The following is a 22826-nucleotide window of genomic DNA, read 5'->3' on the forward strand; positions in this document are numbered from 1 at the left end:
GTCCGGAAAACAAAAAGCCGGCCCCGAAGGACCGGCTCGATAGAACATGGTCGGGATGACAGGATTCGAACCTGCGACATCCTGCTCCCAAAGCAGGCGCGCTACCAAACTGCGCCACATCCCGGCGACGCTTGAAACGAAGGCCCGTGCCGCAAAAACCGTGCGGCCGCCTTCGACAGCGAGGTTCATATATTAGACGAACGGGCGAACGCCGGCAAGGGCCCGCGCCTTCACCCAAGCCCGCACGACGACACGCCCATGCGACGCGCGCGACGAAGCCGGGCCGATCGGCCCCGCGCATCCCGCATGCCGCCACAAAGCCGCTTCGCCCCGCCCGATATGCGCGAAAAAGCCCATAAAGCCGCCCTCTGATGCAAATCACATGGAGAAAAGCACCCCGAAGGCGCTATTGCCCTCGCATATACGCCCCGAATAAAGGCATAATGCTACCCGACATTAAAGCGACGCGAACGCCGCACCGAGACGAACCGAAAGGAACGACGCATGGATTCCAACAAGCGCCCTGACGACATGGTACGCATCACCACCCCCGAGCTCGCTCAGGCCTTCATCGACGAGAAGGTCGCCGAGGCCAAAGAGATGATCGGCGATAAGAAGGTCCTGCTGGCGCTTTCCGGCGGCGTGGACAGCTCCGTCGTCGCGGCCCTGCTGATCAAGGCCATCGGCAAGCAGCTCATCTGCGTGCATGTGAATCACGGCCTCATGCGCAAGGGCGAAAGCGAGCAGGTCGTCGACGTGTTCCGTAACCAGCTCGACGCGAACCTGGTGTACGTGGACGCCACCGACCGCTTCCTCGGCCTGCTCGACGGCGTTGCCGAGCCCGAGGCCAAGCGCAAGATCATCGGCGCCGAGTTCATCCGCGTGTTCGAGGAAGAGGCCCGCAAGGTGGGCGACGAGGTGAGCTTCCTCGCCCAGGGCACCATCTATCCCGACATCCTGGAGTCCGACGGCGTGAAGGCGCACCACAACGTGGGCGGCCTGCCTGACGACCTGCAGTTCGAGCTGTGCGAGCCCGTCAAGCTGCTCTACAAGGACGAAGTGCGCGTCATCGGCCGCGAGCTCGGCCTGCCCGAGAACATGGTCGAGCGCCAGCCCTTCCCCGGCCCTGGCCTGGGCGTTCGTTGCCTCGGCGCCATCACCCGCGATCGCCTCGAGGCGCTGCGCGAAGCCGACGCCATCCTGCGCGAGGAATTCGCCGCCGCCGGCCTTGAAGGCAAGGTGTGGCAGTACTTCGTCAGCGTTCCCGACTTCCGCGTCACCGGCGTGAAGGACGACAAGCGCCTCTACGAGTGGCCGGCCTTCATCCGCGCGGTCAACACCGTCGACGCCATGACCGCCGAGGTTCCCGAGCTCGATTGGGCGCTGCTCAAGAAGATCGGCGACCGCATTTCCGCCGAGGTGGACGGCATCTGCCGCGTCCTGTACGACCTCACCCCGAAGCCCTGCGGCACCATCGAATTCGAATAAGCCCGCGCTTCGCAACCGAAACGATCGCACCACGGCCCCGCATCAGCGGGGCCGTTTCTCTCTAGAAAGACCCGCCATGCTTCCACCGTGGACAATCGTCTCCCGCTATCTGAAATACCGCTCGTCATGGGACAGCCTCTGCGACCAATGCGGCCGCTGCTGCTTCATGCGCGAAGTGGACGAAGACGGCGACGTGATCATCGATTACGCGGCGCCCTGCGAATTCCTCGACGTGGCCACCAGGCAATGCACGGTGTACGAGCGCCGTTTCGAAGCGTGCGACCGCTGCAACAAGGTGACCCTGCGCCATGCGCTTTTCGCCGACCACCTGCCCGAAGGCTGCGCCTATGTGCGCATCTTCCGCGAACGCTAAGCGAAACCTTGCACATCTTTGCAGCGGGAACGAAGCCGAATGCCGCCGCAACTCGCACGGCATAAACCCGCGTCGCCTATGAACGCGCAAAACACGCAGGCATGAAGAAGCCGACGCATCCGCGAAGACCGCAAACCTAAGACAGTCGAACGCTTGCACAAAACAACACGGCCTTGCGAAAACCACGCGGCCAGGCAAGAGCCCTGCGACCCTGCGAAAACGCCCTCGCTTCCTGGGAAAAGAAGCGAGGGCGTTCGTTCATTCGCACCGTTTGAACACGCTATCGAAAGCGTCTACTCTTTCTCGGCTATCTCGCCACGACGATACGCTTCCAGCAGCTGTTCAAGATCGGCGATGCGCCCCTTGATCATCTTGCCCTTGTCGGTATCGGCCACGAGCATGCGGTTCTCCATCCACGCGATGACGCTGCGTGACGAATGGATGTCGAGTTCTTTGAGCACAGCGGCGCGCGTGGACTCGAGCGGCTCATGCGCCGCCAGAATGAGCTCGTACGAATTGGAGATGAGCGTGTAGCCCGCGATGCCCGTCGTAGGCTGGTACGCCTTCGAGAAGCCGCCGTCGATCGTCAGCACGCGGCCGTCGCATTTCACGGGGTCTTCGCCGTCTTTCACCTTCACCGGAACATGGCCGCATACGATGCGCGAGGTTTTGGGGTCGAGACCGAAATCTTCGAAGATGCCCGCCATGACCGCCTCGTCGTTGAGGAACGTGTAGAACGGGTTCTTCACCTCTTTGCGCGCCGCTTTGTCGGCGATCAGGTACAGCTCGAACGTTGCCATCTTGCTCTTCGCGAACAAAGGCGAACCCTGGCCCAGCCACAGGTACCACATCAGGTCGCGGCCGCGCTTGCGCATCACGGGGTCGGCGTCGAAAAACGCCGCGCGCACGTAGCGCTCCATTTCGTCATAGAGCGCACGGCCCTTGAACTTCGCGCCGTACACGTCGGTCTCCATGAGCGTTCCGTCGGCGTTCAGGGGCACGCATGCGTGGAAAAGCAGATTGCCGTTGTACACCTTGTACAGGCTGCCCGCCTCCAGGAAGAAATGCATGTGGCGCTGCAGCTTCTCGCAATTGACGAACGCCTGCTCGAGGCGCTGCATGACCTCTTCTTCCTCGGGGGTCAAGCGGTACGGGTCGGCGGGGTCCACCGTGGGAAACACCGTATCGGTGAGCTCGTATTCGATGCCGTCGACCGTCACGGTTCCCTTTTCGAAATCGATGCGATGCAAAAGCTTGCGATCCTGCAGGCCGAAGCTGGGGTTCTCGTCGATCAGCTGCGCCTCCACCTTGAACTGGATGATGGCCATGGCTTTCTGGATCTTCACATTGAGCTCGCGCTCGGCATCGGACAGGTCGGGATCGCCCTTCAGGCCGAACGCCACGCACGGATCGTCGGCGTATGCGGCCTGCGCGAACGATGCCAGCGGCAGAATGTTGATGCCGTACGCATCTTCAAGAATGGAAAGGTTGCCGTAACGGGCGCAGTTGCGCACCACGTGGGCGATGCATCCGCGCTGGCCGAGCGAAGCGCCCATCCAGACGATATCGTGATTGCCCCACTGAATATCGAGGGCGTGATAGCCCATCAGCGTATCCATGATGACGTGCGGATACGGGCCTCGGTCGTAGATGTCGCCCACGATATGAAGATGGTCGATGGAAAGGCGCTGAATCAGCAGGCACAGCTCCTCGATCAGATCGCCGCCGCGGCCCGTGCGGATGATGGCCTCGATGATGGCAGCGTAATACGCCTTTTTATCGACGCCGTCTCGGTCTTCGGTCATCAGCTCTTCGATGATGTAGGCGAAATTATCGGGCAGCGCCTTGCGCACTTTGGAACGCGTGTATTTCTGCGCCGCGCGCTTGCATACCGAAACGAGGCGAGGGAGCACTTCGGCATACCAGGCCTGGGCGGCCGCATCGTCGGCATGGGCCAGAACCAGCTCCATGCGCTCGCGCGGATAGTAGATAAGCGACGCGAGCGAGCGTTTTTCGGCAGCCGTGAGGGCGTCGCCGAACACGTCTTCGATCTTGAGGCGGATGGAACCGGAGCCGTTGCGCAGAATGTGCGAAAACGCCTCGTATTCGCCGTGGATGTCGGATGCGAAGAACTCGGTTCCTTTCGGAAGGTTCAGCACGGCGCTCAGATTGATGATTTCCGCCGACGCCTTGGCGGCAGAGGGAAACGACTGGGAGAGAAGCTCCAGGTATCGCTTTTCCGCTCTTTCCATGTTCAGCCTCCTTGGACCTGCGCTGACGCGCGGCATGACAGTCTTCGTCAAAAGGATACTATGCCCCCGCGCAACGCCGACGCGGCCAATCGGCCGAAGGGGCGCTGCGCCGCAGCGACGGAAGACCGAGCCGCGCAGATTCGAGCGGCCGCCGTCCGTCCCCACGAATCATACACCCGAACACGCCGTTTTGTGGTATAAAATAGAACAAATGTTCTTATTGAAAGGAGCCGCATGAAATCGGAGCGCACATATCTCTGCATCGACTTGAAAACGTTCTACGCCTCGGTGGAGTGCGCCGACCGAGGGCTCGATCCGTTCACGACCAACCTCGTGGTGGCCGACGAATCGCGCGGGCGAACCACGATCTGCCTCGCGATCACGCCCGCGCTCAAGAAGCTAGGCGTGCGCAACCGCTGCCGCCTGTTCGAAATTCCCGAAGGCATCCCCTACACGGCCGTCGTGCCGCGCATGAAACGCTACATGGAAGCGTCCTCAGATATCTACGCGATTTATCTGCAGTTCGTCTCGCCCGAAGACATCCACATCTACTCGATCGATGAATGCTTCATCGATGCCACGCCCTACCTGGCCTTATACGGAAAAACAGCGCACGAGTTCGCCGACATGCTCATGGGCGAAGTGCTCCAGCGCACCGGCATCAGGGCCACGGCCGGCATCGGCGCCAACCTGTTTCTAGCGAAAGTCGCGCTCGACATAACCGCGAAGCACGAACGCGGCGGCATCGGCATGCTCGACGAGCGGTCTTTCAAGCAAGACATCTGGTTCCACCGCCCCATCACCGACATCTGGGGCATAGGCCCTGGAATCGCACGCAGGCTCGAACGGCACGGCATACGCGATCTGGCAAGCGTGGCCGCGGCCGACCCCGATGTGCTCTACCGCGAATTCGGCAAGAACGCCGAATATCTCATCGACCACGCATGGGGCCAGGAGCCCTGCACGATCGCGGAAATACAGGCTTATCGGCCCGAAGGCCGCTCCATCGTGAACGGCCAGGTGCTGCCCGGCACATACAGCTTCTCCGAAGCGCGCATGGTGCTCGCCGAAATGATCGATGCCAGCGTGCTCGACCTGGTCGAACAGGGCCTTTCCTGCAATCACATAGCGTTGAGCGTCGGATACGCGCGCGAAGCGAGCGCCGAAAATCGCTCCGGCAACACATCGGCCGCGCTTTCGCAAGGAGCGGGACGCGCATACGAAGCACAACCCGAGGCAACGAATTTCTTCGACGGCGGCCACGGCAAAAGGGCCGTGGGGCGAAGCGTCTATCACGACCGCACGGGAGCAAGCCGCACGCTGGGCCGCCGCACGAATTCGCGTCGCTATCTCATGGATCGTTTTCTCGAGCTTTACGACGAAACCACGCGCCGCGATACGCCGATCAAACGGCTCTCGATCTGCTTCGCGGGCCTCGATACCGAAGAATTCGCCACCTACACGCTTTTCGACAGCCCCGAAGCCGACGAAGCCGAGCGCAATCTGCAGCAGGCCGTCGTAAACGTGCGCGCGAAATTCGGCAAGAACGCCGTGCTGAAAGCAACCAGCCTGTATGAGAAGGCAACGGCACGCGAGCGCAACAACCAGATAGGAGGGCACCGTGCATAGAAACGAAGCGATCGACCCGCTCGAGCAGGCATATCGGCGATCGGTTCTGCGCGATATAGAACGACGTGTCGCCCGCCACGGCACGCACCGGGCGCAGCCCCATGCCGACCGAGCCCGTCAGTTCATGCCGTTCGCCGCATTGAAGGGCTACGAAGCCATGGCCCACGGCCGCGAATTCGCAGACATCCCCAAGCACGAGCTTACGGCAGAAGAGGCGCGCGCCCTCTCAGACACCGTGTCCGAACTTGCCAAGGGCGATGTCGTGCGCGTGACCTGGTACGACCAAGGAGCGCATCGCGTGACCGAAGGGCCTGTCGCATACAAAGACGAATCGCTGCGCACGATACGCGTCGGCACGGCCGATATCGCGTTCGCAGACATCGAATCGATCAAGCCCGTGTAAACGCGCGAACGTCCCGACGCGAGCAGCGCCGCTGCCCGCGCGCGCTTCCCGATCCGACCCTTCCCACGAAAACGCCCCTCGAAGACACGTGGGGCCCGAGGCTTCGCTTCCAGCCCCACTGTCGGAGTCGCCCTGAAATCCGGACCCCTTGCATCCATGCACCGAAAAGGCCCGATTCCTACGATGCGGAATCGGGCCTTTCGAAGTCAGATAAACCGGCTCATGCACCGGGCAGACAAGCAAACGCTACGACAGCTTTTCTTTCAGCTCTCGCAGCGCGTTGCCGCGATGAGAGATGGCGTTCTTTTCGTCCTGCGTCACTTCGGCAAGGCTTTTCGCGCCCGCGAATTCGTCGGGCAGAAACAGCGGGTCGTATCCGAAACCGCCCTCGCCCGACAGGCCGTGGGCGATGCGGCCCTCGATCGTGCCCGAAGCGAAGGTCTGCGTGCCGTCTTCATCGACAAACGCCAGCGAGCACACGAAACGCGCCGTGCGACGGTCGTCGGAAACGCCCTCGAGCTCGCGCAGAAGCTTCTCGTTGTTGGCGGCGTCGTCGCCATGCACGCCCGCATAACGCGCGGAATACACGCCGGGCGCGCCGTCGAGCGCATCCACCGCCAGGCCCGAATCGTCCGCCAAAGCGGCCAAGCCCGTATGCTCGTGCGCGGCGAGCGCTTTGATGAGCGCATTGCCTTCGAACGTATCGGCATCCTCGGCGGGCTCGTCATAGGGCTCGCACTGGGAAAGCGTCAGAAACTCCCAGCCCTCGAAATCGAGCGCGGTGCGAATTTCTTCCACCTTATGCGCGTTGTTCGTGGCGATAACGACCTTCTTCATGAAGCACCTCGTTTCCTTCGAACCTATTTCACGGCTTCGAGGGCCTCGCGCTGCAGGCGCAGCAGCTCCTCGATGCCTTCCTGAGCCATATCGAGCATCTCGTTCAAGCGCTCGCGCGAGAAACTGACCTGCTCGCCCGTGCCCTGCACCTCGACGAACTCGCCCTTCGCGTTCATGACCACGTTCATGTCGATTTCGGCCTGGGAATCTTCGCGATAGTCCAGGTCGAGCAGCAGCCTACCGCCCACCAGGCCCACGCTCACGGCCGCGACCTGGCCGAACAGCGGGTTGGTTTTCACCTTGCCCGCCGCACGCCACATCTCGAACGCGTCATGGGCGGCAACCCAGGCGCCCGTGATGGCCGCGGTGCGGGTGCCGCCGTCGGCCTGCAGCACGTCGCAGTCGATCGTCATCGTGATTTCGCCGCCCATGGCCGACATGTCGCACACATTGCGCAGCGAACGTCCGATGAGGCGCTCGATTTCCTGGCTGCGGCCCTTGCGGCCCTTGGTCTCGCGCGGGGTGCGCTTCGCGGTGGACGCGGGCAGCATGGCGTATTCGGCGGTCAGCCAGCCCATGCCGCTTCCCTTACGCCAGGCGCCGACGCGCTCTTCGATCGTGGCGCTGCACAGCACGTGCGTGTCGCCGAACTTCACCAGGCAGCTGCCTGCGGCGTTCTTCATCACGTTGCGCTCGATCGAAACGGGGCGCAGCGCGCGGTCTTTACGATGGTCGGTACGGGTGCCGAACATGGCATTCCTCCTTCAAGGGCGAATACGCCCGGGATAGTTCTTGGGTAGTTCTTCTATGCAAGGATGCTATGCGCCGCAAAGCGCGCAGAATCGCATTGATGCGCAGGCCTGCAGGAGCCTGCCCGCTGCGCATGATATACGAACATGCAAACCGCGCCGACGCCGCGCCGCGAATGGGACAAAAAGAACCCGGCCGCGAAGCGACCGGGCGATAAAACGCATGCGATTACGCGACGAAGCGCTACAGTTCGGGCAGATCGACGTGCACAGGGCGACCGATTTCGCGATTGAACACGCGCGAACCGAACGACTGGAACTCCTCGACCGCGTTCGACGACGTGAAAAATTCATGCGTCGGCTCGTTGTCGGGCGCGGCAAGCTGACCACGCAACGCCAGCGTCTCGCGCACGTCTTTGGCCATCTCTTCGGCCGAAGACACCAACAGCACGCCATGCCCCATCACGCCGCCGATCAACGCCTTGAGCATGGGATAGTGGGTGCAGCCCAAAACCAGCGTATCCACCTCGCAACGACGCAAGGGTTCCAGATAATCCTGGGCGATTTCCTGGAAAGCCGGGCGAATGTAGACCTTCGAAGCCTTGCTCGTCAGGTCCTCGATCGGGCCGTTGCTGATACGAAGCCCCTGTTCGACGATATCGACGAATTTCGGCGTGGCCGTGGAAAACACCGTAATGCCAGCGTCGATGTGGCGAATGGCACGCGGATAGCATTCGCTTTCCACGGTGCCCTTAGTGGCGATCACGCCGACGCGGCGGTTCTTGGTTGCGCGGGCAGCCGCGCGGGCGCCCGCCTCGACAGCGCCTATAACGGGCACGGAAAACGTGCGCTGAGCATGCTCGAGACCGGCGGCTGTGGCGGTATTGCAGGCAATGACCAGCAGTTTCACGCCGCGATCGACCAGCCAGGTGCAGATCTGCTGCACAAAGCCGTCCACTTCCTCCTGGGAACGCGGGCCGTACGGGCAGCGCGCCGTGTCGCCGAAATAGATGATCGATTCGTTCGGCAGCTCTTCGACGATTTCGCGCGCGACGGTCAAGCCGCCGAAGCCGGAATCGAAGATGCCGATCGGAGCGTTGTCGAACGGACCATGCGCGCAATCGATCGCGCTGGCGCCCTCGGTTTCAGGCATGCCTTCGGAACAGGGGCGCTCGGATATGTCTTCATTCAAGTTCTGCATGCATTCAAGCATACCCCATTTCCCCGCAAGCCCGAAACCCGACGAAAGCAACCGGTATAAAACCGTTGCCATGTCGAAATGCGCCGCAAACCGCATGAGCTGCAGCAGGCAAAGACGCCGTTGGCCGAGAAGGGACCGAACGCCAAAGGCGCGCATGCTGCGGCGAACGAGAGAGCCCTATAATTTCTCCCACAGAAAACGCCGCCCGACACGAGGCGACGAAACCGCGCGCGCAACCGAACGCGACGGCTCCGAACCGCCCCTCCATCGGCTTGAAAGGACATCGCATGAAGCGAACTCATCTGACAGCAACCGCGCTCCTTACGGCCGCGCTTGCGCTCGGCGCCACGGGATGCGCCTCCGAACAGGAAAAACCGGAAGAAGCGCCTGCGGAGGCCGCCGAAGAGAGCGTGCCGGAAGAAGAAGCGCCCGCTGTCGAGACCCCGGCCCAGCGCGCAGCGTCGGCATACCATGCGGCTCTGGCAAGTCCGTCGTTTTTCTTCGAGCTCGAAGAAGCGATGTCGGCATCGGCGACGTTCTCGTATGCATTCGTCAACATGAACGAAGACGAAATTCCCCAGCTGCTGCTGAAGGCATCGGGCGACCCCGCCGTCTGGAACGGCATCGAAATCGTGCGCGTCGTCCTCTACGACGCCGAGGAAGACACGCTCGTCGATCCCGGCCACGACATTCAAATCGGCGTCGCGGGGGCCGGCGGCTACCGCGGGTCGCTGGCCTATTCCGCCTACGGCGACGGGCTGCTCCACAGCGAGTTCTCCGCAGGCACAGGCGAAGGCGAAACCAAACGCATCACGGTCGACGGCCACCGCATCGACGAAACGTTCGTCGCCCCCGTCTCGATCGGACGCGAAACCGCCGAGTCCGCACGCCTGCAGGAAGAGAGCCGCGAGATAACCTGGATCGACGTGGCCGACCCCTCGGCGCTCGACACGCTCAAGGCCGGCGAATGGCAGACCACGGCGGTCGCCGAAGCCCCTGCGACTCCCACAGCCTCCGCGACTGCCGCGCCTGAGGCATCCGACGCCGCTGCGGCCGCACGCGCGGCGGGCCTCGAAGTGCATACGGGCACCCTTCGCATCCTGGACGCCCAGGGCGTCTGCGACCTTCTGGGCGAGCAGCTCCCCTATCCCGGCGCGAACGACGGCTCGACCTACGTGGTGCTGGACCTGGGCGGCGAACAGCAGGTGACCGCTCGACCTGGCGACGGCAGCCCCGGCGTCTACACGAACAACGCACGCTTGCTGCTTCTCGAGCATTCTCCCCAAGGCGCATCCTCCACATGGAGCGGCAAGGACGGCGCACGCATCGCCGTGTCGATCGACCCCGAAACGTCGTACTGGCCGTCCGACGTAAGCGTGCCCGTTGGCCAACCCAACTGCACGCGCAGCGCCGCGATCGTCGGCTAACAACTGCAGAGCCTCGAGCGGCCTCGGAGCGCGTCGTTGCTCCGAGGCCGCTCGCACAATAGCTGCATCGATCCAGAGGACAGGATAAACAAAAAGCCCTCCGAACAGGCATATTGCCGTTCGGAGGGCTTTAAAATTCATGGTGGAGGCGCGGAGAATCGAACTCCGGTCCATACTACGCAATCCCTCAGGCTCTACAAGCTTATTCCGCGGTCAGAATTCGAATCGCTGCGGCTCGCGGACACGCGTAGGCGATTCTAGCCCGTTCGATCTTAGCCAAGGCCATACGGACTACGTGCCTTGTCGCAGTTCCCTGAAATGACGTCGCGCCCGAGTCGGGAACATCCCGGGGTTGACGGGCCGCGTTAATTAAGCAGCCATGGCGAGCGCCGGAGCGCTCTGAGTGTTAGATTTGCCAATTAACTTGACGGTACCCCTGTTTAACGTGGCGAGGAGACCACGACCTGCTCCTCAGTTCAAACGTACCATGTCGAAACCAGTCGCCCCCGTATGCACGCGTCGGACCTGCCGAACCGCGAGCTTCATGGCGAATGTCTCCACCGGTCTGGGTTTTCAAGATACCCCCGATGCGCACGCGCATCGGACGTTCCATTATATCCTTCACGGCATCGAAGTCAAACGCATGCCCCTCCTGCGCGCCGTGGGCGGCGCATCACTCCCATGCCGTCATCGTGAAGCGTCAAATATCCGCACGTCATATGCCCCAACGAAGCGTATACTGGTGACCTTCGCGTCTCGATCCTCGCACGATCATCGTCTCGCAATACACATCCAACCGAATACGCAAGACGCCTCCCTGTCGCGCGAGCGCGGCCTAGGGCTTCGTCTTCGCGTCCCGAAACAGACAGGAGCCCCATGCAGCAGCGCGACAAGATCAAGCCGATTCTTTTCAGCGTCATCAAGCACACGCCGAAAGAGGAATTGAAACGCCAGATTCCCCGCGACATCGTGTCGGGCATCATGGTGGCCGTGGTAGCCCTGCCCCTCTCGATCGCGCTGGGCATCGCATCGGGCGTCGGACCTGAACAGGGACTTTACACCGCGATCGTGGCGGGCTTCTTCATCGCGCTGTTCGGCGGAAGCCGCGTGCAGGTGTCCGGCCCCACCGCCGCCTTCGCCGCCATCGTGGCGGGCATCGTGGCAACCGACGGCATCGACGGCCTGATCGCCGCCACCATCATCGCGGGCGGCCTGCTCATCCTGATGGGCTTGCTGAAGCTGGGCACCATCATCCGCTTCGTGCCCTACACCATCACCACGGGCTTCACCGCAGGCATCGCCGCCACGCTCGTGATCGGACAAGCGAAAGATTTCCTGGGCCTTTCCTTCCCCGAAGGCACCCCCACGGTGGAAACCATGGATAAGCTGCAGGCCGTGGTCTCCAACATTTCCACCGTGAACTGGGAAGCCTTCCTGGTAGGCGCCGTATGCCTGTTCATCCTGTTCGCCTGGCCACGCGTCAACGACCGCATTCCCAGCTCGCTCATCGCGCTCATCGCGGGCGTCGCCATGGTCAGCATCTTCGGCATGAACGTGAACACCATCGGCGATCTGTACACCATCAACGGCGGCATGCCCCAACTCCACATTCCCCAGCTCGACATCGAGCTGTTCCGCGACCAGCTGGCGAACGGCATCACCATCGCCATCCTAGCCGCCATCGAATCGCTGCTCTCCTGCGTGGTGGCCGACTCCATGATCAGCTCGCATCACCGCTGCAACATGGAGCTCGTCGCCCAGGGCGGCGGCAACATCGCCTCGGTGCTCTTCGGCGGCATCCCCGCCACGGGCGCCATCGCCCGCACCGCCGCCAACGTCAAAAACGGCGGCCGCACGCCGATCGCCGCCATGACGCACGCCGTGGTGCTGCTGGCCGTGCTGGCGTTCTTCATGCCCTACGCGGCGCTCATTCCCATGCCCACCATCGCGGCCATTCTGCTGCACGTGGCCTATAACATGTCGGGCTGGCGCAACTTCGCGCATCTGTGCAAGACCGCCTCGCGCGGCGCCGTGGCAACGCTTCTCGTCACCTTCGCGCTGACCGTCGTGTTCGACCTGGTATCCGCGATCGCCGTCGGCATGCTCATCACCGTGGTGCTGTTCATGAAGATGGTCGGCGACGAAACCGAGGTGCGCGGCTGGCGTTACTATTGCGACGAGAACTCCGAGGTCACGCATCTGCGCGAGCTGCCCAAGAGCGTGCGCGTGTACGAAATCAACGGCCCCATGTTCTTCGGCATGGCCGACCGCATCGCCGACATCTCGGTGAAGGAATTCACGAAGTACTTGATCATCCGCATGCGCGGCGTGCCTTCGCTCGATTCCACCGGCATGAACGCGCTCGAAGACCTGCATGCTTACTGCCGCGAAAACGGCGTGAGCCTGATTTTCTCGCACGTCAACGACCAGCCCATGAAAACCATGGAGCGCGCCGGCTTCGTCGACCTGATCGGCAGGGACAACTTCCGCGCCAACATCGACGACGCCATCGAGCACGCCCGCACGCTGCTCGAAGCAGAAGGCGCCCGCCGCGAGAAAAGCGTACGATAGCGGCTCGAAGCCGCCCCACCCGAAGGGCCGCACGGCGTTCGCGCCAGGGCGGCCCTTCGGCTTATCCACGACAAGACCCTCGGCCAGGAATCGGAGGCATGCCATGGCAGCAACGAAGAACATCAGGGCGCGCATGCCCTTGGACGTCGCGAACAAAGACCGCCTGTTCGCCGCCGACGAGCAGCGTGACATCGCGCAATGCGGCGTATCGCTCGCCGAACCCGGCACGACCCGGTTCGCGAAGCTCGGCGCGCACGACCCGACGCCCACCCCGTATTTCATCCTGGAAGACCTCTTCGACGGCATCGCGTTCGCAGACGATTCGCATCTGCTTGACGTAGGCTGCGGCACGGGACGCGTGCTGTCCTACTTCCTGGAAGCGCGCCTTCCCGGCCGCGTCACGGGCGTCGAGCTGGACCCCGACATAGCCGCCTTCGCCGCGGCGTGGTCGAAGGGCCGCACGAACGTGAACGTGGTCGAGGGAAGCGCGCTCGACATAGACCTCGCACCCTACAGCCACCTGTATCTGTTCAACCCCTTCGACACCAACCTGCTGGAGCAATTCATCATGAAGGTCGAGCTGGAGGCGGCGCGCCCCTTGACCGTAATCCACATGTCCGACAACGGCGAAACCTACTCCTATATAGGAAGGACCGGCTGGAGCTTGCTGCGCCAAGGCGAATTCCAGTCGTATCGCAGTGCGTCAGGGCGGCGCTTCCATGTGTACGAGCACCCGCAGCATTTCTCGATCTGGAGCTTCGACCCCGAAGCCTGACGCCGCGCACCCCGCGCCGTCCGCCCGCAAAAGGCGCCTTCGACCTCGAAAAATCGCAGAAACACGCATGAATCGCGGCGGTTTTGAGCACCTGCGCGAAAAATCCGGTACTATAGCGCGCGTTGGTAGAGGCGCGCCTTTCATCAGTAGCCCCTCCCAGCGCCGGGGCGGCGCGGGGCGAAAGGGAACGGCGCCGAAGGACGAGCGATGCCCCGTCGTTCAATCCTGGGGCGTAGCGAAATACGCTGCGCACTGTCGCAATATGCGGAGAGCTGCCATGGTCGAGAGCCAAATCCAGGGGCTTAGTGCCCTTTTGACGCCCAACCATGTCCCGAGCTTGACGCAGAAAGGAAAGGGACGTGGAATTCGTCAACTCCGCCTGGGCTCTCGCTCCGGCACTCATCGCCATCGTCTTGGCGCTTGTCACCAAAGAGGTGTACGTCTCCCTGTTCGTCGGCATCGTCGTGGGCGGCCTACTCGTCGCGGCCTTCAACCCCGTGACCACGCTCGACACCATCGTCGGCGAGGGCATCGTGCCCGCCGTGGCCGATAACGCCGGCATCTTCATCTTCCTCGTCGTATTGGGCATGCTCGTCGCGCTGGTCAATAGCGCAGGCGGCGCCGCCGCATTCGGCCGTTGGGCCGGCACCCATGTGAAGTCGCGCGTGGGCGTGCAGATCGCCTCGTTCATCTTGGGCTGCCTGATTTTCGTCGACGACTACTTCAACTGCCTCACCGTTGGCTCGGTCATGCGCCCGCTCACCGACAGCAAGAACGTCTCGCGCGCCAAGCTGGCCTTCATCATCGACGCGACCGCCGCGCCCATCTGCATGATCGCACCGGTCTCCTCCTGGGCCGCCGCCGTTTCCGGCGTGGCGCAGGACCTGGGCGTCAACGGCATCGAGCTGTTCATCCAGGCCATTCCCTTCAACTTCTATTCGCTGCTCATGATCGTGTTCGTGATCGGCTTGATCTTCCTGAACTTCGACTACGGCCCGATGGCCAAGGCCGAACTCGAGGCCTACCGCGACGGCAAGCTCGGCGCGCTCGAGCAGGACAAGCCCGTCGGCAATCCCAAGGCCAGCCTGTGGGATATGCTGCTTCCCATCATCGTGTTGATCGTCTGCTGCATCGGCGCCATGCTCTACGTGGGCGGCTTCTTCGGCGGCGACGCCAACGGCAACGTCATCGAAGCCTTCGGAAACACCGACGCCTTCACCGCTCTGCCCTGGGGTTCGCTGATCGCCGTCACCTTCACATTCCTGTACCTGATCGCGCGCCGCATCCACACGCTCAAGAGCGCGTCCGAGGCGTTCGTCGCAGGCTTCAACGCCATGGTTCCCGCCATCCTGGTGCTCACCTTCGCCGTGTCTCTGAAGAACATGACCGGCCTTCTGGGCGCCGACGTGTTCGTCGCGGGCTTGGTCGAGGGCGCCGCTCCCGGCCTGTTCAACATGCTGCCCGCCGTAATCTTCCTGGTGGCCGTGTTCCTGGGCTTCTCCACGGGCACGAGCTGGGGCACCTTCGGCATTCTGATTCCGGTCGTCATGCCGATCTTCGCAAACGACCCCACCCTGCTGATCATCGGCATCTCTGCCTGCCTCGCGGGCGCCGTCGCCGGCGACCACTGCTCGCCCATCTCCGACACCACGGTCATGTCGTCTGCAGGTGCGAACATGCTGCACGTGAACCACGTGTCCACGCAGCTGCCCTACGTCATCACCATGGCATGCGTGTCCTTCGTGATGTTCGTCATCGCAGGCTTCGTGCAGAACGCCTTCATCTGCCTGCCGATCGGCGTGGCGCTGACCATAGGCACGCTGCTGGTGCTGAAAAAGACCGTTGGCAAGACCGTCAAAGACCTCGAGCCCTACAAGGGCGAGCAGGTCCAGGCCTAACGCCGCCTCGACGCAACGAATTCCGTCGCCCCGCGCGACGAACGCAAGGAAGCCCGCGCAATGCGGGCTTCCTTTTTCTTTACGGACCAGCTCCAATCTGTCCCTGCGGTCTTCGGCCCTTCGCTTCTTCGGAGGGACCCTGCAGATGTAGGGCCGCCTTTCGCGGGGAAGAAAACCGCCCGGGCGAACGACCGCCGCAGGCATAAACCCGCCTGCGGCGGACAAGGCCCTTCCCCGCCGCAGCAAGCACGGCCGCAAGCGCGCATCCGAGCAGAGGCCTTCGCAACGCCGACGCATCAGCCGGACCGCGCAGACATCTCAGGCGCCGAATCAGCAGTTTCATACGATGCGCGCAGGCCCGCTTTGAGGCACAATGGCGCCAGACGCGAGAAAGGAGCGGCCATGATCCCCACCCAGCACTGCCGCGCAGGCAGCCCCATCACCTTCGAAGGCTACGCCACCGATTACGACAAGAAGATCGTGGCCATGGAATTCTCCATGGACGACGGCGCCACCTGGACGCGCTATGAAACCGAAGGCGCCACCTCCGACAGGCTCGTGCATTGGACGTTTTCCTACACGCCCGAAGAAGCAGGCGTCTACACCCTGCTCGTGCGCTCGGTCAACGAAGACGGCGCGCGCTCGCCTGAACCCGACGCCGTCACGATCGAGGTGTCTCAAGACCTTCGAGAGCCGTAGCGCTTGCCGCATACGACTCGATGCGGTCGATCATCTCCTGGCGCGAATGCACGCCCATCTTGCGATAGATGTGATAGACGTGCGAGTTCACGGTTGAAAGCGACACGCCCAGATCGTCGGCCACGCGCTGAGACGAGCGGCCTTTGGCCACCATGGCCATGACCTCGGCCTCGCGCTCAGAAAGCCCGGCGCCCGCAGCCGCGAGCCTGCACTGGTCCTTGAACGGCGTCGCATGCTCGCGCCTGCACGATTTGGCCAGCACGCCCGTGCAATGCGCGTCGGTGAACACGAATACGAACACGAAGGCGCACGCCACGCCCATGGCCGCCACGCCGAACAGCGTCCACGAATCGTCCTGCCCGAAACCCAGCCCGCTCGCCACGATGCCCGCCACCACGGCGCCCGCCCACACGGCGCGCATCAGCGAGAACAGCAGCAGCGCATCGATCGCCAGGGCCGACACCATTTCGAAGAGCACCATCATCATGACGGCCTCGAAGCAAAACGCTCCCATATCGAGCACCACATGGGCCGCCCAGTTGCCTTCGATGATGAACGGAATGGCCAGCACCACCGCGAGCACCAGCAGAAACGACGAACGATACACCACCGAAACGGCGTGCATGCTGCGTTGGGCGAACACGACCAACAGCCACGCGCCGAACGCGCATCGCAGCAGGATGCCCACCAGATTGGCCGTGCCCGCGAAAAACATGGCCTGGGCGGCGCCCAGCAGCACGTTGCGGCACAGCTCGATGATCGCCACCACGAAAAACAGGCATAGGCAGAAGCGAATCAGCACGTCGCGATCGGCGCGGTCGAGCTCGCGGAATCCGCGGCGCTGCGCCGGAACCGCGGCGCGGGCGCGGGCCTTCTCATACGCCTCTTCGCGCGGCAGCATAAGCGCCGAGGCCATGGGCAGAAGCGAGCAGGCAACCACGATGAGCCACGTTCCCTGCGAGCCCGACAGCACGGTGTTGGCCAGCGGATACGTGAACACGGCCGTCAGCACCATGCTCACGATGAAGCCCGCCCATTCGCGCTGCGCCCAAAACACCGCAAGCCACGCCACGGGCAGAAACGCGAACCCCGCGCCCAGCCCCGCCGCCGCGATCGCGAGCAGCAAGGCCGACGAATCGGGAAACAGCACGCTGGCAGGCCCCAAGGCGCTCGACACGCTGGCCACCGCGGCGATCGCGACCATGGGCGCGTTTCTTCCCACGCGCAGCGGCATGCGCCGATGAACCAGGCAGAACAGCACCAACAGCACGCACGTAGCCGACGCCGACACCCAGCGCAAATCCAAAAAAGGATCGGCATACGTCACCGGATCGGGCAGCGAGAAGCACAGCACCGTCCACGACTGACACACCGCGAACCCTACGACATGAAGCCACGACAGCTTCGAGAACTCTTCTTTCGCCAATGCGGCCCCACGCGCGACAAGGCGCGCGCCGCTCTGAGCGGAAATGGTCTTGTCCCCTCCCATACAAGACGTCCTTCCGTATCGCAAGAAACTACTGATGCGCATCATAACACCCATTCTGACCTGCGATTACCACAGAATGGCCTCATTCATGAGTTCCTATCGATGACAACGGACCCCGCCTCGTATAGCGTGCGTGGCAACGAAGGGGGCCGCATGGGAGAGAGCGGCCCTGAGGGGAACCTTATGAAAGGAGGGGCCATGAAGAAACGCACGTTAGCGCTCGTCGGCGCCGTTTCAGGCACACTCGCCCTTTCGGCATGCCTGTGGGCGTGCGCGCCTCAGCAAAGCTCGCCGGATGAAGCGGCCGAGCAGCCTCAACAGGAGCAGGCCGAGGCGACGGCCGACGAGGCCAAGCGCATCCAGACGCTGCAGGGCGCCGAGAAGAACGAGGCGGCCAACGCCTACTACGCTCCCGTCGTCACCGAGAAGGAAGACGGCACGCGCGTCCAGATGATCCCGAACGACCCGTACATGTGGAACACCGCCATTCTGGGCGGCGACCAGCGCGGCTGCGAGGCCGAAGGCTGCCACGCCTCGATCCTCGACGCCACGCAGCTTCTGCCCGCCACGCATCCCAAGCTGTGGAACCCGTACAACGTGGATGCCACCACGAAGTTCTGCTACATGTGCCATTCCAAGGCGCTGTTCCTGCAGGACAGCATGCATGCCATCCATATGAATAGCGACGAGTTCGAAGGCGATTGCGATTCGTGCCACTACATCAACCCCAAGACCGGCGAATACCAGCTTTGGGACCTGGTGAAATACGACACGGCCTACATGGGCGTGACTCCCGTTGCCAACGTCGACGGCGACTTCAGCTTCACGCAGGACTCCATCACCCCGACCGACCAGCTGTTCTACTACTGGGAGAACGCCGACCACAAGGGCATCACGCCCGATAACGACACCTCCCAGGAAGCCTACGATTCGTGGGAGATCAAGGTCAGCGGCGCCGTGGATAACGAGCTCACCTTCAAGCTGGCCGACTTCGAAGACCAGATGGTCGAACGCGTCATGAAGCTCGACTGCCAGACCAACCCGCCGGGCGGCGCCTACATCATGAACGCCGAAGTGAAGGGCATCCCGCTGTCCGCGATCATGGAGAAGGCGGGCGTCGACCCCGCATCGTATAACGCCCTGCACTCCATCGCCGACGACGGCTGGGACGTCTATCCTCTGCCCCAGGAATACGTCGAAGCCCTCAAGGACGACATCCTGCTGGTGACCGAGATCAACGGCGAGAAGCTGGGCATGCTCCAGGGCTACCCCGTGCAGCTGTGGACCCCCACCCTGGGCGGCGCCCACTACACCAAGCGCCCCGTGGAGCTGAAGTTCTCGCAGGATGAGAAAGCCCCCGTGTACTTCAAGGGCTTCACCAACCCCAAGACCGGCGAGATGTTCAATAAGCCCAACACGGCCGTGTTCAACTACGCCAACGGCACCATCTTCCCCGCCGGCGAGCCGATCGAATTCGAAGGCTTCGCAGACGCTTACGAAGTTCCCGTGACCGCCGTCGAAATCTCGCTCGACAAGGGCGCCACGTGGACGCGCTACGACCTCGGCGAAACCGACGTCATGCGCTGGGTAAACTGGAAGTTCGTCTACACGCCTGAAAAGCCCGGCTCGTACCTGCTGAAAGTCCGCGCCATCGGCGCCGACGGCAGCGTGAGCACCGATCCGTCCCAGCTGTTCTTCAACGTCGAGTAGAGAAAGGGGGAGCCATGAAAAACATCGGAATCAAAGTAGTCAGCGCAGCAACCGGCATCACGCTGCTCGCCCCCGCCCTCGCCGTGGCCTCTACGGCGCCCGCCGACGCGACGGCCGCCGACGACAACGCTACCCAAACCTGGACCCATGTGGACGCAACCCGCGCAGGCGACCAGAAAACCGTGGCGAACGTGCAGGGCGACTTCGGATATTCCCAGGCCGTCCTGACCCCAAACGAGAAGATCGCGGCGGTGTTCAACCGCGGCGCGGCGGCCCTGTGCAACGCGGCCACCGAACTGACCATCGCCTCGCCGAGCGATTGGACCATCACGGTGACGGGCGAAGTGGCCAACGAGTATTCGGCCACGCTCGAAGAGCTCGAAAACGACGAGATGACCAACACCGTCATGGGATGCTCCTGCGCATCCAACGGCGTGGGCGGCCTGGCTGCCATCAACGCCAAGGTGGCAGGCGTGCCGCTGGCCTCGATCATCGAGAAGGCCCAGCCCGCCGAAAGCGTCAACGTGGTGACGCTCGTCTCCGAAGACGGCCATACGATCAAGCTCCCGCTGGCCTACGTGATGCAGCGCCAGGCCGTGGTGGCAAGCCAGGTCAACGACGAGGCCCTGAGCGAGTCGGTCGGCGGCACCAACCAGCTGTGGATCGATTCCACCGCCGCGAAGTATTTCGCGCGCAACATCGTGGAAATCCGCCTGGAAGCCGTGGCCGACCTGCCGAGCGACCCCGGCAGCGAAACCCCTGACGAAGGCGAATACGTCAACCGCCCCAACGTCGGCATCACCGGCGCGCAGGCGTAATGCCCCGCCTCGCCACGCGACCGCGACCCCTACGGCCGCGTGCACCCCTCCTCGGAAAGGCCCGCCCTGCGCGGGCCTTTCCTCTTTGAGGGCTTTTCGCGCACGGCGGGCGCACGGCGGGCGGCGGCGTTAGAATGCTCGAACCACATTGAACCGTTTCCGCGGCGCAGGCGAAAACGCGGGCGCCGCGACCGACCATCGGAGCATCTATGCCGCATATCACCGAAACCCTGGCGCGCGAGCTCGGCGTATCGCCCGCGCAGGCCGAAGCCGTCATGAAACTGATCGACGACGGCAACACCATTCCCTTCATCGCGCGCTACCGCAAAGAGGCAACAGGCGGCATGGACGACGCGACCCTGCGCGCCTTCGACGAGCGCCTGACCTACCTGCGCAATCTGGAGTCGCGCAAGGCCGAGGCGATCGCCGCGATCGACGAGCAGGGCAAGCTAACCGCCGAACTGCGCGCCGCGATCGAAGAGGCCGAGGTCATGCAGCGCGTGGAAGATTTGTATAAGCCCTTCAAGAAAAAGCGCGCCACGCGGGCGTCGAAAGCGCGCGCGGCGGGCCTGGAGCCTCTGGCGAACCTCATCATGGCGCAGGCGACGGGCGCGCGAAGCGCCTTGGACGCCGCCGCGACCTACGTGAACGCCGAAGGCGGCTACCCCGACGCCGAAGCCGCGCTTCAAGGCGCGCAAGACATCGTGGCTGAAACCATCGCCGACGACCCCGAGCACACCGCCGCCCTGCGCGCGTTCACGCGCAAAACCGCGCAGCTCGAAACCGTGGCCGCCGACGCGTCCGAGAAAACCCCCTACGAAACCTACTACGACTTCTCCGAACCCGCGCGCCGCATTCCCAACCACCGCGTGCTGGCCATCGACCGCGGCGAGAAGGAAGGCAAGCTGCGCGTCCGCGCGCACGTCAACGCCGATGCCGCGATCGAGCTTTTGGACAGGCGCGTCGTGCGCCGCCGCGGACCCTTCGCCGACAGCCTGGACGCCGCGATCGCGGACGGCTACAAGCGCCTCATGGCCCCTTCGCTCGAGCGCGAGCTGCGCAGCGAGCTCACCCGCCGCGCCCAGACCGACGCCATAGCCGTGTTCGCGAAAAACACCGAGAGCCTGCTTTCGCAGCGCCCCGTGAAAGGCGCGCGCATCATCGCTTTGGACCCGGGATACCGCACGGGCTGCAAGATGGCGGTGCTCGACGAATTCGGCACGCTGCTCGACCACGGCACGGTCTATCCCACCCCGCCGCGGCACGACGTGGAAGGCACCAAGCGCACGCTCGAGCGCATGGCGAAGCGCCACCGCATCAACACCATCGTGATCGGCAACGGCACCGCGAGCCGCGAGACCGAAGAGGTGGTGGCACAGTTCATCGCCGAATCGCCCCTCGAACTGCGCTACACGATCGTCAACGAGGCGGGCGCGTCGGTGTATTCGGCGTCGAAGCTCGCGAGCGAGGAATATCCCGACCTCGACGTCACCACGCGCGGCGCCATGAGCCTGGGCCGCCGCCTGCAAGACCCGCTGGCCGAGCTGGTGAAGATTCCGGTGCAATCGATCGGCGTGGGCCAATACCAGCACGACCTTGACCAGGCCGAACTGGGACGGGCGCTGGCGGGCGTGGTGGAGCGCACCGTCAACCGCGTGGGTGTGAATCTGAACACCGCGAGCGCCAGCCTGCTGGGATACGTGGCGGGCATCACGCCCGCGCTGGCCAAAAACATCGTGGCCTACCGCGAAGAGCACGGCGCGTTCACCGACCGCAGGCAGCTGAAGAAGGTGTCGCGCCTGGGGCCGAAGGCGTATCTGAACTGCGCGGGCTTTTTGCGCATCGCAGACGGCGCCAACCCCCTGGACGCCACGAGCGTGCATCCCGAAAGCTATCCGATCGCCGAGGCGCTGCTCAAACGCGCGGGCATGAAGCCGGCCGACCTGGCGCACGGCGGGATCGAGGGAATAGGCGCGCGACTGGAAAACATCGGCTCTCTGGCGGCGGAGCTCGGATGCGGCGCGCCCACCCTGCGCGACATTATGGCCGAGCTGGAAAAGCCGGGGCGCGACCCGCGCGACGACGCCCCCGAAACGGTGTTTTGCACCTCCGTGCGCGATTTCGACGACCTTGCCTGCGGCATGGAGCTGACGGGCACGGTGCGCAACGTGGTTGACTTCGGAGCGTTCGTGGACATCGGCGTGAAGCAAGACGGCCTGGTGCACATTTCCAAGCTGGCGGAGCGCTTCGTCAACCATCCGAGCGATGTGGTGGCCGTAGGCGACACGGTGACCGTCTGGGTGGAAAAGATAGACAAGGAACGCGGCAAGATTTCGCTTTCCATGGTGAAGCCCCGCTAAACCCCAGCCTGATTCCGGCGCGTATCCGGCGCGTTTCCGGATCGGCTCCGGCCGAAACCCGGACACGCGTCGGCGCGAGCCCGGCAGGAATCAGGCGCGCATCCAGCCGGCGCAGAACGGCCCGCGCCATAGCGGAATCGACGCGGG

The 22826-nt window shown here is 63.5% G+C and carries 17 protein-coding genes, 1 tRNA gene, 1 other RNA gene and 1 riboswitch; of the genes, 12 read left to right on the forward strand and 7 right to left on the reverse strand.

All coding sequences use genetic code 11. The annotated features are described in order from the left end of the window. Positions 1 to 47 precede the first annotated feature (47 nt). Positions 48 to 124: transfer RNA gene (locus tag DMP07_RS03205), tRNA-Pro, on the reverse strand. 380 nt (positions 125 to 504) lie between these two features. On the opposite strand from DMP07_RS03205, the gene guaA reads away from it, so the two are divergent. Together guaA and DMP07_RS03215 are read left to right on the forward strand one after the other, a co-directional pair. Then, positions 505 to 1488: a glutamine-hydrolyzing GMP synthase gene (gene guaA, locus DMP07_RS03210; protein WP_123197709.1), complete on the forward strand. Its 984-nt coding sequence runs from the start codon at positions 505 to 507 to the stop codon at positions 1486 to 1488. A 76-nt stretch (positions 1489 to 1564) separates the two neighbouring features. Further along, a complete protein-coding gene (locus DMP07_RS03215) occupies positions 1565 to 1861 on the forward strand; it encodes a CxxCxxCC domain-containing protein (protein ID WP_123197710.1) in 297 nt (98 codons plus the stop codon). A gap of 293 nt (positions 1862 to 2154) precedes the next feature. Here DMP07_RS03215 and DMP07_RS03220 read toward each other — a convergent pair whose 3' ends face one another. Continuing rightward, positions 2155 to 4113 carry a fructose-1,6-bisphosphatase gene (locus DMP07_RS03220; protein ID WP_123197711.1) on the reverse strand — a complete coding sequence of 653 codons (1959 nt, stop codon included), beginning with the start codon at positions 4111 to 4113 and terminating at the stop codon, positions 2155 to 2157. Positions 4114 to 4347: 234 nt separating this feature from the next. Here DMP07_RS03220 and DMP07_RS03225 point away from each other — a divergent pair, with 234 nt between their 5' ends. Next, positions 4348 to 5742: a Y-family DNA polymerase gene (locus tag DMP07_RS03225; RefSeq protein ID WP_123197712.1), complete on the forward strand. Its 1395-nt coding sequence runs from the start codon at positions 4348 to 4350 to the stop codon at positions 5740 to 5742. Continuing rightward, the gene (locus DMP07_RS03230; protein ID WP_211324496.1) at positions 5735 to 6145 is read left to right on the forward strand and encodes a YolD-like family protein; all 411 of its coding nucleotides are present in this window, start codon (positions 5735 to 5737) and stop codon (positions 6143 to 6145) included. Before DMP07_RS03225 ends, DMP07_RS03230 begins: the two co-directional genes overlap by 8 nt. 246 nt (positions 6146 to 6391) lie before the next feature. Here the strand turns inward: DMP07_RS03230 and rdgB are convergent, their stop codons facing one another. The 3 genes from rdgB to murI all read right to left on the reverse strand — a co-directional run bounded on the left by rdgB (position 6392) and on the right by murI (position 8932). Further along, positions 6392 to 6982 (reverse strand): RdgB/HAM1 family non-canonical purine NTP pyrophosphatase, encoded by a 591-nt coding sequence (gene rdgB, locus DMP07_RS03235; protein ID WP_123197713.1) that lies wholly within the window; start codon positions 6980 to 6982, stop codon positions 6392 to 6394. 23 nt (positions 6983 to 7005) lie between these two features. Continuing rightward, positions 7006 to 7734, reverse strand: coding sequence for a ribonuclease PH (gene rph / locus DMP07_RS03240; RefSeq protein WP_123197714.1), 729 nt, complete (start codon positions 7732 to 7734; stop codon positions 7006 to 7008). Between the two features lie 241 nt (positions 7735 to 7975). Continuing rightward, on the reverse strand, positions 7976 to 8932 hold the full coding sequence (gene murI / locus DMP07_RS03245) for a glutamate racemase (protein WP_244594833.1): 957 nt from the start codon (positions 8930 to 8932) through the stop codon (positions 7976 to 7978). Positions 8933 to 9219: 287 nt separating this feature from the next. On the opposite strand from murI, the gene DMP07_RS03250 reads away from it, so the two are divergent. Further along, the gene (locus tag DMP07_RS03250) at positions 9220 to 10359 is read left to right on the forward strand and encodes a hypothetical protein (RefSeq protein WP_123197715.1); all 1140 of its coding nucleotides are present in this window, start codon (positions 9220 to 9222) and stop codon (positions 10357 to 10359) included. A 140-nt stretch (positions 10360 to 10499) separates the two neighbouring features. Here the strand turns inward: DMP07_RS03250 and ssrA are convergent. Next, positions 10500 to 10867: a transfer-messenger RNA gene (ssrA, locus tag DMP07_RS03255) on the reverse strand. A gap of 368 nt (positions 10868 to 11235) precedes the next feature. Here ssrA and DMP07_RS03260 point away from each other — a divergent pair. The 4 genes from DMP07_RS03260 to DMP07_RS03275 all read left to right on the forward strand — a co-directional run bounded on the left by DMP07_RS03260 (position 11236) and on the right by DMP07_RS03275 (position 16302). Beyond that, entirely contained in the window at positions 11236 to 12930 is a 1695-nt protein-coding gene (locus DMP07_RS03260; RefSeq protein ID WP_123197716.1) for a SulP family inorganic anion transporter, read from the forward strand. A 103-nt stretch (positions 12931 to 13033) separates the two neighbouring features. Then, positions 13034 to 13705, forward strand: coding sequence for a class I SAM-dependent methyltransferase (locus DMP07_RS03265; protein ID WP_244594834.1), 672 nt, complete (start codon positions 13034 to 13036; stop codon positions 13703 to 13705). A 118-nt stretch (positions 13706 to 13823) separates the two neighbouring features. Further along, positions 13824 to 13988, forward strand: a riboswitch (Lysine riboswitch). Positions 13989 to 14064: 76 nt separating this feature from the next. Further along, positions 14065 to 15603 (forward strand): Na+/H+ antiporter NhaC family protein, encoded by a 1539-nt coding sequence (locus DMP07_RS03270; protein WP_123197717.1) that lies wholly within the window; start codon positions 14065 to 14067, stop codon positions 15601 to 15603. Positions 15604 to 16005: 402 nt separating this feature from the next. Beyond that, the gene (locus DMP07_RS03275; protein ID WP_123197718.1) at positions 16006 to 16302 is read left to right on the forward strand and encodes a molybdopterin-binding protein; all 297 of its coding nucleotides are present in this window, start codon (positions 16006 to 16008) and stop codon (positions 16300 to 16302) included. On the opposite strand, the gene DMP07_RS03280 is transcribed toward DMP07_RS03275, so the two are convergent. After that, a complete protein-coding gene (locus DMP07_RS03280; protein WP_123197719.1) occupies positions 16265 to 17791 on the reverse strand; it encodes a helix-turn-helix transcriptional regulator in 1527 nt (508 codons plus the stop codon). The genes DMP07_RS03275 and DMP07_RS03280 overlap by 38 nt on opposite strands. A gap of 198 nt (positions 17792 to 17989) precedes the next feature. Here DMP07_RS03280 and DMP07_RS03285 point away from each other — a divergent pair, with 198 nt between their 5' ends. The 3 genes from DMP07_RS03285 (at position 17990) to DMP07_RS03295 (ending at position 22679) form a co-directional block, all read left to right on the forward strand. Further along, entirely contained in the window at positions 17990 to 19501 is a 1512-nt protein-coding gene (locus DMP07_RS03285; protein WP_123197720.1) for a molybdopterin-dependent oxidoreductase, read from the forward strand. 14 nt (positions 19502 to 19515) lie between these two features. Continuing rightward, a complete protein-coding gene (locus tag DMP07_RS03290; protein ID WP_123197721.1) occupies positions 19516 to 20319 on the forward strand; it encodes a molybdopterin-dependent oxidoreductase in 804 nt (267 codons plus the stop codon). A 209-nt stretch (positions 20320 to 20528) separates the two neighbouring features. Next, a complete protein-coding gene (locus tag DMP07_RS03295) occupies positions 20529 to 22679 on the forward strand; it encodes a Tex family protein (protein ID WP_123197722.1) in 2151 nt (716 codons plus the stop codon). The last annotated feature ends 147 nt before the right edge of the window (positions 22680 to 22826 follow it).

The sequence above is a fragment of the Slackia faecicanis genome (genome assembly GCF_003725295.1).
In the GTDB taxonomy this organism is placed as follows: Bacteria; Actinomycetota; Coriobacteriia; order Coriobacteriales; family Eggerthellaceae; genus Slackia; species Slackia faecicanis.